The 13,025-nt window shown below is 57.5% G+C and carries 13 protein-coding genes; all 13 read left to right on the top strand.

Annotated features, from left to right (window positions below; all coding sequences use genetic code 11):
* Positions 1–7 precede the first annotated feature (7 nt).
* The 13 genes from hisS to B9Z39_RS06205 all read left to right on the top strand — a co-directional run bounded on the left by hisS (position 8) and on the right by B9Z39_RS06205 (position 13,025).
* Complete coding sequence (gene hisS / locus B9Z39_RS06265) at positions 8–1,288, top strand: histidine--tRNA ligase (protein WP_108301226.1); 1,281 nt, start codon at positions 8–10, stop codon at positions 1,286–1,288.
* Positions 1,289–1,311: 23 nt separating this feature from the next.
* Positions 1,312–1,983: a tetratricopeptide repeat protein gene (locus tag B9Z39_RS06260; protein WP_108301075.1), complete on the top strand. Its 672-nt coding sequence runs from the start codon at positions 1,312–1,314 to the stop codon at positions 1,981–1,983.
* Between the two features lie 17 nt (positions 1,984–2,000).
* Positions 2,001–3,107 (top strand): outer membrane protein assembly factor BamB, encoded by a 1,107-nt coding sequence (bamB, locus tag B9Z39_RS06255; protein WP_233248931.1) that lies wholly within the window; start codon positions 2,001–2,003, stop codon positions 3,105–3,107.
* Positions 3,108–3,131: 24 nt separating this feature from the next.
* Positions 3,132–4,472 carry a ribosome biogenesis GTPase Der gene (gene der / locus B9Z39_RS06250; protein ID WP_100148074.1) on the top strand — a complete coding sequence of 447 codons (1,341 nt, stop codon included), beginning with the start codon at positions 3,132–3,134 and terminating at the stop codon, positions 4,470–4,472.
* Between the two features lie 77 nt (positions 4,473–4,549).
* On the top strand, positions 4,550–4,816 hold the full coding sequence (gene hfq, locus B9Z39_RS06245) for an RNA chaperone Hfq (protein ID WP_100148075.1): 267 nt from the start codon (positions 4,550–4,552) through the stop codon (positions 4,814–4,816).
* Positions 4,817–4,893: 77 nt separating this feature from the next.
* The gene (gene hflX / locus B9Z39_RS06240) at positions 4,894–6,057 is read left to right on the top strand and encodes a GTPase HflX (protein ID WP_108301073.1); all 1,164 of its coding nucleotides are present in this window, start codon (positions 4,894–4,896) and stop codon (positions 6,055–6,057) included.
* Positions 6,058–6,110: 53 nt separating this feature from the next.
* Positions 6,111–7,472, top strand: a complete 1,362-nt coding sequence (gene hflK, locus B9Z39_RS06235; RefSeq protein WP_108301225.1) for an FtsH protease activity modulator HflK — start codon at positions 6,111–6,113, stop codon at positions 7,470–7,472.
* A gap of 15 nt (positions 7,473–7,487) precedes the next feature.
* Positions 7,488–8,393, top strand: coding sequence for a protease modulator HflC (gene hflC, locus B9Z39_RS06230; RefSeq protein WP_100148077.1), 906 nt, complete (start codon positions 7,488–7,490; stop codon positions 8,391–8,393).
* A gap of 12 nt (positions 8,394–8,405) precedes the next feature.
* Positions 8,406–8,600, top strand: coding sequence for a DUF2065 domain-containing protein (locus B9Z39_RS06225; RefSeq protein WP_199173012.1), 195 nt, complete (start codon positions 8,406–8,408; stop codon positions 8,598–8,600).
* A gap of 57 nt (positions 8,601–8,657) precedes the next feature.
* Entirely contained in the window at positions 8,658–9,806 is a 1,149-nt protein-coding gene (locus B9Z39_RS06220; RefSeq protein ID WP_108301072.1) for an ATP phosphoribosyltransferase regulatory subunit, read from the top strand.
* Between the two features lie 50 nt (positions 9,807–9,856).
* On the top strand, positions 9,857–11,185 hold the full coding sequence (locus B9Z39_RS06215; protein ID WP_100148092.1) for an adenylosuccinate synthase: 1,329 nt from the start codon (positions 9,857–9,859) through the stop codon (positions 11,183–11,185).
* 20 nt (positions 11,186–11,205) lie between these two features.
* Entirely contained in the window at positions 11,206–11,730 is a 525-nt protein-coding gene (locus B9Z39_RS06210; protein WP_100148079.1) for a phosphoribosyltransferase, read from the top strand.
* Between the two features lie 77 nt (positions 11,731–11,807).
* Positions 11,808–13,025: a PLP-dependent transferase gene (locus B9Z39_RS06205; protein ID WP_108301071.1), complete on the top strand. Its 1,218-nt coding sequence runs from the start codon at positions 11,808–11,810 to the stop codon at positions 13,023–13,025.

Below are 13,025 nucleotides of genomic sequence, written 5' to 3'. Positions count from 1 at the left end.
CAAAGGCATGAACGATTTGCTGCCCCCCGCATCTGCCCACTGGGAATGGCTGGAAGAGAAGGTGCGTGGCTTGATGACGCGCCATGCATACCGTAACCTGCGCACCCCGATCGTGGAGCCCACGGCCTTGTTTGTGCGTGGCCTGGGTGAGGTCACTGACATTGTGGAAAAGGAGATGTACTCCTTTGAAGACCGCTTGAATGGCGAGCAGCTCACCTTGCGCCCTGAAGCCACGGCCGGTGTGGTGCGCGCGGTGGTGGAGCACAACATGCTGTACGACGGCGGCAAGCGTCTGTACTACATGGGGCCGATGTTTCGCCACGAACGCCCGCAACGAGGCCGCTATCGCCAGTTCCACCAGATCGGCGCAGAAGCCTTGGGTTTTCCAGGGGCCGAGGTGGATGCTGAATTGATTTTGTTGGCCGCCACCTTGTGGCAAGAGCTCGGCTTGCAAGACGTGCGCCTGGAGCTCAACAGCCTAGGCCAACCGTCTGAGCGTGCCGCTCACCGCGCCGCCCTGATTGCGCATTTGGAGCAGCATCTGGAGGTGCTGGACGAAGAAGCCAAACGCCGCTTGCACAGCAACCCACTGCGCATCTTGGACACCAAGAACCCGGCCATGCAAGCGGTGGTGGAAGCCGCGCCAAAGTTGATCGACTTTTTGGGCGAAGCCTCGCTGGCTCACTTCAACGCGGTGCGTGCGATTTTGGATGCCAGCGGCGTGAGCTACCGCATCAACCCGCGTTTGGTGCGCGGTATGGATTACTACAACCTCACGGTGTTTGAGTTTGTGACCGACCGTTTGGGATCACAAGGCACCATTTGCGGTGGCGGCCGTTACGACTACCTGATCGAACAAGTCGGCGGCAAACCCGCGCCTGCAGTGGGCTGGGCCCTGGGCGTTGAGCGTGTGTTGGAGTTGCTCAAGGAGCAAGGCACCTTGCCAGACGCAGTGGGGCCGGATGTGTACGCCATCGTGCCCGATGCCTCGGCTTTGCCCGTGGTGTTTGCCACCCTGCAAACCTTGCGTACCCAAGGCCTGTCGGCGCAAATGCATGCTGGAGCGGGTGAGGGCATGGGCAGCATGAAGTCGCAATTCAAGAAGGCTGACGCCAGTGGCGCGCGGTTGGCACTGATTTTTGGCGGCGATGAGTTGGCCCGTGGCGAGGTCACACTCAAGTCCTTGCGTGACGGAGCCGGCGCACAAGATGCCATCCCCTTGGCGGGTGTGCTCAATGCGGTGACGCAACGTCTGGCTCAAGAGAGCGCACGCCTACAATCCGCCTAACTTTTTAGCAAGCACTGACCACCATGGCATCTCACCTCGACCTCGAAGAACAAGAACAAATCGATGAGCTCAAGCACTTTTGGAAGCGCTGGGGCGATCTGATCACCTGGGCGGCCATTGCTGTACTGGGCAGCTACGCAGCATGGATGGGCTGGCAGTCGTGGTCAACCAAGCAAGCGGCGCAGTCGGCCGCGCTGTACGACACCGTCGAGCGCGCCGCCATCAGCGCGGACATGGCCCTGCTGGATCGTTCAGTGGCAGACATCGAAGACAAATTTGCCAGCACCAGCTACGCGCAGCAAGCGGCCTTGTTGGCCGCACGCATTTACCAAGACAAAGCTCGTCCCGCCGATGCGCGCAAGCAACTGACGTGGGTGATCGACAAATCCGATGACGCGGGCTATCAAGCACTGGCCCGTTTGCGTCTGGCCGCCTTGCAGATCGAAGACAAAGCGTTTGATGCGGCGCGCCAACAACTGGCTGCCAAGGTGCCTGCGTCTTTTGAACCTTTGGTGGCAGATCGCTTGGGCGACATCGACATGCTCGAGAACAAGCCTGCTGACGCGATCAAACATTACCAACAAGCCTGGAAAGGCTTTGATGCGAATGCTGAATACCGCCGTTTGGTGGCGGTCAAGTTATCCGCATTGGGCGCCGATCCTGAAGAAACATCAGCCAAGGAACCTAACAAGTGAACACCACCTTTCGGTCCGTGATTTCTAAGCTTGCCGTGTTTGGGCTTTGCATGGGCTTGGCTGCCTGCGGCACGTCTCGCCCCAAACCCGAAGATTTTCCCAACGTGACCGTGTTGCAAGACGTGCGGACTTCCTGGAGCGCACAGATTGGGACAGTGAACTTTCCGTTGGTGGTGGCCAGTCGCGGAGATCGCGTGGCCTTGGCCAATAGCCAAGGCACGGTGGTCGTGTTGTCTGCGCAAACCGGCCAAGACATTTGGCGTGTCAACCTGAACCAAGCCATTGCCGCAGGCGTGGGCAGCGATGGTCAACAAGTGGCCGTGGTCACGCGTGACAACCAATTGGTGGTTCTCAAAGATGGGCAGGTGCAATGGCGCCAAAATTTGACCTCGTCGTCGTTCACGCCTCCATTGCTGGCGGGTGGCCGTGTGTTTGTGTTGACGGCCGATCGTTCGGTGTTGGCTTTTGACGGTGCCACGGGTGGCCAGCTTTGGACGCAACAGCGCCCGGGCGAACCGTTGGTGCTCAAGCAGGCGGGCGTGTTGGTGCCCTTCAAAAATACGCTGCTGGCGGGTTTGTCGGGACGCTTGGCAGGTTTAGATCCAAACACCGGCGCGATTCGCTGGGAATCGGCCATTGCCACACCACGCGGAACCAACGACATGGAGCGCTTGGTGGATTTGGTCAGCCCTGTTGACCGACAGGGTGATGTGGTGTGCGCACGCGCTTTTCAGGCACAAATTGGGTGTGTCAATGCCGAACGTGGTCAGTCTGTGTGGACCCGTGTTTCCAACGGAGATCGTGGTGTCAGTGGCAACGACAAATTGCTGATTGCCACCTTGTCAAACGGCGTGGTGCAGGCTTGGAACCGTAGCAATGGTGAACGCTTGTGGGACACCGAACGTTTGAAATACCGTGTTCTGAGCGCACCTTTGGTCACGCCTAGGGGCGTCTTGCTGGCAGACAACGGTGGCTGGTTGTATCTGTTGTCCTTGGCCGATGGTGCCTTGCTCAACCGCGTCAAACTCGATGGCAGCGAGTTGGCCGCAGCACCTGTTCAGGCAGGGACAACTCAAGTGTTGGTCACACGCGAAGGTCGCGTGATGGGCTTGCAAATCCCGTGATCGCGGGTCGTTAAGGAATATGTTTTGAAACCCGTTTTGGCCCTGGTGGGTCGCCCCAACGTTGGCAAGTCCACGTTGTTCAATCGTCTGACCCAATCGCGTGATGCGATTGTGGCTGACTACGCGGGTCTGACCCGTGATCGCCACTATGGCAACGCCAAGTTTGGCAAGCTTGAATTCATCGTCATCGACACCGGTGGCTTTGAGCCCGATGCCACAGAAGGCATTTACAAGGAAATGGCTCGCCAAACCCAGCAAGCCGTCGCTGAGGCTGATGTGGTGGTGTTTGTCGTGGATGCCCGTGGGGGCTTGTCAGCGCAAGACCATGACATTGCCAAGTACTTGCGCCGCTTGGGCAAACCTTGCTTGTTGGTGGCGAACAAAGCCGAGGGCATGCGCGAAGGCATGCAATTGGTGGAGTTTTATGAGTTGGGCTTGGGCGAAGTGTTGCCTGTGTCCGCGGCACATGGTCAGGGCATTCGCTCCATGGTTGAAATGGCTCTCGCGCCTTTGCATCTGCCGGATGTGGACGAAGACGCCGAGCATGTCGACGACGGCACGATCAAGCTGGCCGTGGCTGGTCGTCCCAACGTGGGCAAATCAACCCTCATCAACACCTGGTTGGGTGAAGAGCGTTTGGTGGCGTTTGATTTGCCCGGCACCACACGTGATGCCATCAGTGTGCCGTTTGAGCGCGATGGTCAGAAGTTTGAATTGATCGACACCGCCGGCTTGCGCCGCAAGGGCAAGGTGTTTGAGGCCATTGAAAAGTTTTCGGTGGTCAAGACCTTGCAAGCCATTGAGTCTGCGAATGTCGTGTTGCTGTTGCTCGATGCCACCCAGGGTGTGACCGATCAAGATGCCCACATTGCGGGCTACATCTTGGAGAGCGGTCGGGCCGTGGTGTTGGCGGTGAACAAATGGGATGCGGTTGACGCATACCAGCGTGAGATGTTGCAACGCTCCATTGAAACACGGCTGCCATTTTTAAAGTTTGCTGCTTTGCATTTCATCTCGGCCAAAAAGCGCCAAGGTTTGGGGCCTCTGTGGGGCGCCATCGCACAAGCGCACCGGGCGGCCATGTGCAAGATGTCGACGCCGGTGCTCACGCGCTTGCTGCTTGAGGCTGTGCAGTTCCAAAGCCCGCAGCGTGCCGGCATGTTCCGCCCCAAAATGCGCTATGCCCATCAGGGGGGCATGAACCCACCTGTCATCGTGATTCATGGCAACTCGTTGGAGCACGTGACCGAGGCCTACAAGCGTTTCTTGGAAGGGCGTTTTCGCAAAGCGTTTTCTTTGGAAGGGACGCCTTTACGCATTCAGATGCGCACGTCCAGCAATCCCTACAAGGACAAGGACGCCTGAATGAGTTAGAAAGTCTTGCCGCTGTGGTAAGGTGAGGCTTCTTTTACAACCACTGAAACACGGAGAATATCGTGAACATGAACACCGACAACTCAAAGAACAAAGGCCAACTGTTGCAAGATCCTTTCCTCAACATATTGCGTCGCGAACATGTGCCGGTTTCCATTTACTTGGTCAATGGCATCAAGCTCCAAGGCCAAATTGAATCTTTTGATCAATACGTGGTACTTCTTCGGAATACGGTCACCCAAATGGTTTACAAGCACGCGATTTCAACCATCGTGCCGGGTCGTGCGGTGAACTTCAATGCCGCCGACGGCACAGGCAGTTCGCCCGAAGTTTGAACCTGAGTACTCTGAAAAAGGGGCTGTTACAGCCCTTTTTTTATGCATCATTGACATTGAACTCTTAGACTGACCATTTGACCGATTCCAGCCACAACAACGACGCACCCACCATTTTGGTTGGGGTAGATTTTGGTTTGCCACATTTTGATGGCGAACTCGAAGAACTGGGCCTACTGGCTCAAACTGCTGGGTTGCGGCCCGTGGCACGCGTTACTTGCAAACGCAAAGCACCGGATGCAGCCTTGTTTGTGGGCAGTGGCAAGGCCGATGAAATCAAAGCTCTAGCTGTGTTGCACGGGGCCACAGAAATTTTGTTCGACCAGTCTTTGAGCCCCGCCCAGCAGCGCAACTTAGAGCGTCACATGGGGATAGCGGTCAATGACCGCACCTTGCTCATTCTGGAAATCTTTGCTCAGCGTGCGCGCAGCCACGAGGGCAAGTTGCAGGTGGAGCTGGCCAAGCTGCAATACCTCAGCACACGCTTGGTGCGACGCTGGTCGCACTTGGAGCGACAAAGCGGTGGTATCGGCATGCGCGGTGGCCCCGGCGAGAGCCAGATCGAGTTAGACCGTCGCATGATCGGCGAGTCCATCAAACGCACCCGTGAGCGCTTGGAAAAAGTCAAACGCCAGCGCAGCACACAACGTCGGCAACGCCAGCGGCGCGACGCCTTCACGATTTCTCTGGTGGGTTACACCAACGCGGGCAAGTCCACTTTGTTCAACGCCTTGGTCAAGGCACGCGCTTATGCCGCGGACCAGCTGTTTGCCACCCTCGACACCACCACGCGGCAGCTCTATTTGGGCGACAAGCAAGGGGGCGGGCGTTCGGTGTCTTTGTCTGACACGGTGGGTTTCATCCGTGATTTGCCGCACGGCTTGATCGATGCGTTCCAAGCCACGCTGCAAGAAGCCGCTGATGCCACATTGCTGATGCATGTGGTGGATGCCTCCAACCCGAATTTCCCAGAACAAATGGACGAGGTGCACAAGGTGCTGGCAGAGATCGGTGCCGCCGATGTGCCGCAAGTCCTGGTGTTCAACAAACTCGACGCCATCAGTGAGGACAAGCGTCCTATGCAGTTGCATGACCACTACACGGTAGACGGCCAAGCTGTACCTCGTTTCTTTGTCAGCGCCCGAACGGGCGAGGGGCTGTTGGCTTTGCGTGAGTACCTGGCTCAAGAGGCTATGCAACACATGCCCGATGACCTGACGACACCACCGGTTTTAGATTGAACCCGGTGGCAATTAGGCACAATCAAGACTTCTGATCAATCACAACCATGCGCATGAACTCCAACTCCAAAGCTGAACGCCGCCCGTACTGGCTGGCTCGCCTGCTCGGCATGTTCAATCTCAACGATGGACGCTGGGGCCGCGACACGCCAACGGGGGCTAACTCGGGTGGCAACGGTGCGCCTGAAGACAAGCCAGCGCCGGACCAAGTACCTCCTGGTAACCAACGCCCCAGCACGGCGGGTGGGCCACCTGATTTGGATGAGTTGTGGCGCGACTTCAACCGCAAACTCTCAGGCTTGTTGGGTGGCGGTAAAGGAGGCTCTGAGCCCCCTAAAGGTGGCATGCCAACAGGGCCTGGTCTGCCGGGGGCACGTGTGGGCTTGGGCGTGGTGGCGGCCGTGTTGTTGGTGATTTGGTTTTGCACAGGTTTTTTCATTGTGCAAGAAGGCCAGCAAGCGGTGATCACCCAGTTCGGTCGTTACAAGGCCACAGTGGGCGCGGGTTTTAACTGGCGTTTGCCGTACCCATTCCAGCGCCATGAGCTGGTGTTTGTGACACAGATTCGCTCGGTCGATGTGGGGCGTGACAACGTCATCAAGTCGACGGGGCTGCGCGAGTCGGCCATGCTGACCGAAGACGAAAACATTCTGGAAATCAAATTTGCCGTGCAATACCGCTTGACCGATGCGCGGGCCTATTTGTTTGAAACTAAGAACCCCACCGACACCGTGGTGCAAGCTGCTGAAACAGCGGTGCGCGAAGTGGTGGGCAAAATGAAGATGGACTCGGCCATGTCGGAAGAGCGCGACCAGATTGGTCCGCGGATTCGCAGCTTGATGCAACAAATCTTGGACCACTACAAGGTCGGCATCGAGGTGGTGGGCATCAACTTGCAACAAGGTGGCGTGCGTCCTCCAGAACAAGTGCAAGCTGCTTTTGACGATGTGCTCAAAGCCGGCCAAGAGCGCGAACGCGCCAAGAACGAAGCCGAAGCCTATGCCAACGACGTGGTGCCACGCGCCGTGGGTACCGCCTCGCGCTTGAAGCAGGAGGCCGATGGTTACAAAGCTCGCATCGTGGCGCAAGCACAGGGTGACGCGCAACGTTTCAAGTCGCTGTATGCCGAGTACCAAAAAGCACCGCAGGTCACACGCGATCGCTTGTACATCGACACCATGCAACAGATCTACAGCAACGTCACCAAGGTGTTGGTGGACTCCAAACAGGGTTCCAACTTGCTGTATTTGCCGCTCGACAAAATCATTCAACAAGCGTCGGGCGGAGCAACACCTGCTGCCCCCGTGTCAACCACCGAGAACAACACGTCTCCTGCGACGCCCAATGCGGCCAGCGCAGCCACCCTCGACGCGCGTGCCCGTGATGGCCGCAGCCGTGACCGTGATGGCCGTTGATCAGGGAGCAAGAACATGAATAGCAAAATTGGTTTTTATATTTCATCGGCCTTGGTTGGTTTGGCCCTCATCAGCTCGATGTTGTTTGTGGTCGACCAACGCCAGTTTGGTGTGGTGTATTCCTTGGGCCAGATCAAGGATGTGATCACCGAACCTGGACTCAACGTCAAGTTGCCACCGCCATTTCAAAACGTCACCTACATCGACAAACGCTTGTTGACCCTGGACAACGCCGACACCGAGCCCATGTTGACCGCTGAAAAGCAACGCGTGGTGATTGACTGGTACGCCCGTTGGCGCATCACCGATCCATCACAGTACATCCGTAACGTGGGTCTGGATGAAAACGCGGGCGCCATACAACTCAGCCGCGTGGTGCGCAACGCGTTCCAAGAGGAAATCAACAAGCGCACCGTGAAAGAGCTGTTGTCGCTCAAGCGCGAAGCCTTGCTGGAAGACGTCAAACGCGAAGTGCTGGCAGCCGTCAAAGGGGCCAAGCCTTGGGGCGTGGACGTGGTGGATGTGCGCATCACCCGTGCCGACTATGTCGATGCCATCACCGAGTCGGTGTACCGCCGCATGGAGGCCGAGCGCAAACGTGTGGCCAATGAGTTGCGATCAACGGGTGCTGCTGAAGGCGAGAAAATTCGTGCCGATGCCGACCGTCAACGTGAAGTTACCGTGGCCAACGCCTACCGTGAAGCACAAAAAATCAAAGGTGAGGGCGATGCCCAAGCGGCTCAAATTTACGCCGAGTCGTTTGGTCGTGATGCACAGTTTGCGCAGTTCTACCGCAGCCTGGAAGCCTACAAAACCACCTTCAGCAAGAAGAGCGATGTGATGGTGGTCGACCCCTCCAGCGACTTCTTCAAGGCCTTTCGTGGCAGCGGTGCCTCGTCGGCTGCTCCGGCCAAGAAATAACAAGGTTCACGCATGGACTTGAACAGCGACGTGCTGTGGACGGCCTTTGGCCTGATGCTGGTGTTTGAAGGCTTGATGCCTTTTGTGTCGCCCGAAGGGTGGCGCAACAAAATGATGCAAATCCTGGCTTTGCACAATGGCCAGATCCGATTCTTCGGCTTGGCCTGTGTCTTGACCGGTGTTTTGATCTTGTGGTGGCTGGGTTGATGGGAAACGCCCCCATAAGCCCGGTAAAATCTCTTTTTTAACAGCCCCCCTCATCTCATGTCCGCTTGGGTCTTGCCGGATCACATCGCCGATGTTTTGCCTTCCGAGGCCCGGCATATCGAAGAACTCCGTCGTCTTTATCTCGACACAGCACGTGGCTATGGCTACGAGCTGGTCATGCCGCCTTTGTTGGAGTACCTCGAATCCTTGCTGTCAGGCACGGGTCGGGCACTCGATCTACAAACTTTCAAACTGGTGGATCAACTCTCGGGTCGTACGCTGGGCTTGCGTGCCGACACCACACCTCAGGTGGCGCGTATCGATGCGCACTTGCTCAATCGCGCCGGTGTGACACGTTTGTGCTACTGCGGTCCGGTATTGCACACCCGTCCTGACCGTCCGTTTGCCACCCGCGAACCCTTGCAGTTTGGCGCTGAAATTTATGGCCATGCAGGTTTAGAGGCCGATTTGGAAGTTTTGCAGCTGGCCTTGGACAGTCTCAAGGCTGTGAACCTGCACAACTTTTCGGTGGACTTGAGCGATGCCCGCATCGTGCCCGCCTTGCTCGAAGGCGTCACGCTCACTCCTGATGCCCGCGACGCCTTGCATGCCGCCTTGGCCAGCAAAGACGTGCCAGCGGTGCGTGCCTTGACGGCCAACTTGCCTGCTCCTGTGCAGACTGCTTTGGTGGCCCTGGTGCGCTTGTATGGTGATGCGTCGGTACTGGCACAGGCTGAGCAAACCTTTGCGGCCTGGCCCAAGGTGCAACAAGCTTTGACCGAGCTGCGCCAGGTGGCGGCTGATTTGGGGGACGTGCCCACAACCTTCGATTTGGCCGACTTGCGTGGTTACGCTTATTACAGCGGTGTTCGTTTTGCTATCTATGTCTCGGGTGCCAGTGACGCGTTGGTGCGCGGTGGTCGCTACGACGAAGTGGGTGCTGTGTTTGGGCGCAAGCGTCCGGCAGCAGGCTTCAGCCTGGACCTGAAAGAGTTGGTCAGTGTGGTTCCTGCCCGTGCCTTGAAAGCCGCCATTCGTGCGCCTTGGGGCACGGCCAAAGGTTTGCGCGAAGCCATTGCTCATTTGCGCGCGCACGGAGACACTGTGGTGTGCGTGATGCCTGGGCATGAAAGCGAAGTCGATGAATTCGACTGCGACCGCGTCTTGGTCGATGTGAATGGCCAGTGGGTCGTTCAGGCCCTTTAATTTTTTAAATTCCAATTGAACTTGATATGAGCACTAGCAAAGGACAAGCCGTGGCTGCTACCAAAGGTCGTAACGTGGTCGTCGTCGGCACCCAATGGGGCGACGAGGGCAAGGGCAAGTTGGTCGACTGGCTGACCGAAACCGCCACCGGTGTGGTGCGCTTTCAAGGTGGTCACAACGCGGGCCACACCTTGGTCATCAATGGCGTAAAAACTGCACTGCATCTGATCCCCAGCGGCATCATGCGTCCGGGTGTGAAGTGCTACATCGGCAACGGCGTGGTGCTGTCGGCGACCAAACTGTTGGAAGAAATTGCAGGCCTTGAAAAAGCGGGCGTAGAAGTGCGTTCACGCCTGCGCATCAGCGAGGCCTGCCCCTTGATCTTGCCTTACCACGCGGCCTTGGACATTGCGCGCGAAGCGGCCAAAGAAAAAGCCGGTACCGCCAAGATTGGCACCACGGGTCGCGGCATTGGCCCGGCCTACGAAGACAAAATCGCTCGTCGTGCTTTGCGCGTGCAAGACCTCAAGCACCCTGAGCGTTTTGCCACCAAGCTGCGTGAGAACTTAGAGTTGCACAACCATGTCTTGACAGACATCTTGCACGCCCCAGCGGTGGACTACGACACCGTCTACAACGAAGCCATGGCTTACGCCAAAGAAATTTTGCCCATGGTGGCCGATGTGTCGCGTGAGTTGAACGACGCCCATGCCCAAGGCGCCAACTTGCTGTTTGAAGGCGCGCAAGGCACCTTGCTGGATGTGGACCACGGCACCTACCCGTTTGTCACCTCCAGCAACTGTGTGGCCGGCAATGCCGCTGCTGGTGCGGGCGTTGGCCCCGGTTTGCTGCACTACATCTTGGGCATCACCAAAGCCTATTGCACCCGTGTGGGCGGTGGCCCATTCCCCACCGAGTTGGACTGGGAAACTCCTGGCAACCCTGGCTACCACATGAGCACCGTGGGCGCTGAAAAAGGCGTGACCACCGGTCGCAGCCGCCGTTGCGGTTGGTTCGATGCCGCCTTGCTCAAGCGCAGCGCACAAGTCAACGGCTTGAGTGGTTTGTGCATCACCAAGCTCGACGTGCTGGATGGCTTGACCGAGTTGCTGTTGTGTGTGGGCTATGAGTTGGATGGACAAAGAATAGACATCTTGCCGATGGGCGCGGATGAGATTTCACGCTGCAAACCCATCTATGAAAGCATTCCTGGCTGGAGCGACAGCACCGTGGGGGTGACCGATTACGCCAAGCTGCCCAAGGCCGCACAGCACTACCTCAACCGCATTGCCGAGACGACTGGTGTGCCGATTCACATGGTGTCGACCAGCCCAGACCGTGACCACACGATCTTGCTGACCCACCCCTACATTGCTTAATTTTTTAAAGGACCTTTGACATGTTGACCGAAGACGGCAAACACCTGTACGTGTCGTACGACGAGTACCACAACCTGATTGAAAAACTCGCCATCAAGATCCACCAATCGGGTTGGCAGTTCGACACCATTCTTTGCCTGGCCCGTGGTGGCATGCGTCCAGGGGACATCTTGTCGCGCATCTTCGACAAGCCCTTGGCCATCATGTCGACCAGCTCGTACCGTGCGGATGCAGGGACCGTGCAAGGCCACTTGGACATTGCCCGCTTCATCACCACCCCCAAAGGCGAAATCGCTGGCAAGGTGTTGTTGGTTGACGACTTGGCCGACACCGGTCACACCCTCAAAGCTGTGGTGGACCAACTCAAGAACAACTACCAACCCATCACCGAATTGCGCACTGCCGTGATTTGGACCAAAGGCGTATCAGCGTTTGCGCCCGATTACTCGGTGGACTATCTGCCCACCAACCCCTGGATTCATCAGCCGTTTGAGCCGTATGACAACATGCGTCCAGCAGCATTGATGGAGAAGTGGAAGGTTTAATTCGCCTTTTGCTTGCTTTGTTTTAAGAACTCCGCCTTGGCGGAGTTTTTCGTTTCAGGGCTGGTTAATATCTGCCCATGACCCGCAGCACCGACCTTATTCATCACCCCTACCAACCGCCGTCTGAATTTGATGCGCCACAGGTTGGGGTGTTCAAAGCATCGACGGTGATTTTTCCTAATGTCGCGGCCATGCGCACACGCGAGTGGTTGAATAAATCGAGCTATACCTACGGCTTGCATGGCACGCCCACCACGTTCACCCTCGAAGAGCGCCTAGCCACGCTGGAGGGGGGTACGCACTGCATCTTGACGCCCAGTGGCCTGGCAGCCATTGCTCAGGTGGATTTGGCTTTGCTCAAGACAGGCGATGAGGTACTCATCCCCGACAACGCTTATGGTCCCAACAAAGCCTTGGCGGAGGGCGAGTTGGCGCACTTTGGCATCAGCCATCAGTTCTACGACGCGATGAACCCCGCCGATTTGGCCGCGCGTATCAACGAACGCACGCGCTTGGTGTGGATGGAGGCGGCAGGCTCGGTGTCGATGGAGTTTCCTGATCTGCCTGCACTGGTTCGTGCGTGTCGTGCCCGTGGCGTGTGTTGCGCACTCGACAACACGTGGGGTGCAGGTTTGGCCTTCAATGCGTTTGACTTGACATCAGGGCAGGGCGATGCACCCTTGGGCGTGGACCTGACCATCCATGCCCTCACCAAATACCCCAGTGGCGGCGGTGACGTGCTGATGGGCAGCATCGTCACCCGCAGTGACGCACTGGCCAAAACCATCAAGCTCAGCCACATGCGTTTGGGCACGGGGGTGGCGGCCAACGATGCCGAGCTGGTGTTGCGCGCTTTGCCCAGCTTGGCATTGCGCTATCGGGCACAGGACCAAGCAGCTCGACACCTGGCGAATTGGTGCAGTCAACAGACCCAGTTTTCTCAAGTCTTGCACCCGGCTTTTCATGGCGCACCCGGACATGCGCATTGGCAGCAGCTGTGTGTGACGCCCCAAGAGCCTCAAGGTTTGGCGGCAGGTATTTTCAGTGTGGTGGTGGATACGCGTTACACCACGCAGCAGATAGATGCATTTTGCGATGCCCTGCAATTGTTCAAAATTGGCTATAGCTGGGGCGGCCCCATGAGCTTGGTGGTGCCCTATCACCTGAGCGCTGCGCGCCAACTTGCCACGCCGCATCTTCAAACGGGGCGTGTGGTGCGTTTTTGCATAGGTCTGGAAGATGTGCGGGACTTGCAGCAAGATCTTGCGCAAGCTTTGCAACACCTGTGTCTTTGA

Origin of the sequence: Limnohabitans sp. JirII-29 (assembly GCF_003063395.1) — a bacterium.
GTDB lineage: Bacteria > Pseudomonadota > Gammaproteobacteria > Burkholderiales > Burkholderiaceae_C > Limnohabitans.
This window is presented reverse-complemented; position numbering and strand designations above follow the sequence as displayed.

Coding starts and splice junctions, on each gene's coding strand:
- hflC (WP_100148077.1), top strand. CDS start 7,488: ATGAATAGCAAAATTGGTTTTTATATTTCATCGGCCTTGGTTGGTTTG.
- B9Z39_RS06225 (WP_199173012.1), top strand. CDS start 8,406: ATGGACTTGAACAGCGACGTGCTGTGGACGGCCTTTGGCCTGATGCTG.
- B9Z39_RS06205 (WP_108301071.1), top strand. CDS start 11,808: ATGACCCGCAGCACCGACCTTATTCATCACCCCTACCAACCGCCGTCT.
- B9Z39_RS06220 (WP_108301072.1), top strand. CDS start 8,658: ATGTCCGCTTGGGTCTTGCCGGATCACATCGCCGATGTTTTGCCTTCC.
- B9Z39_RS06210 (WP_100148079.1), top strand. CDS start 11,206: ATGTTGACCGAAGACGGCAAACACCTGTACGTGTCGTACGACGAGTAC.
- hfq (WP_100148075.1), top strand. CDS start 4,550: ATGAACACCGACAACTCAAAGAACAAAGGCCAACTGTTGCAAGATCCT.
- B9Z39_RS06260 (WP_108301075.1), top strand. CDS start 1,312: ATGGCATCTCACCTCGACCTCGAAGAACAAGAACAAATCGATGAGCTC.
- hisS (WP_108301226.1), top strand. CDS start 8: ATGAACGATTTGCTGCCCCCCGCATCTGCCCACTGGGAATGGCTGGAA.
- hflK (WP_108301225.1), top strand. CDS start 6,111: ATGAACTCCAACTCCAAAGCTGAACGCCGCCCGTACTGGCTGGCTCGC.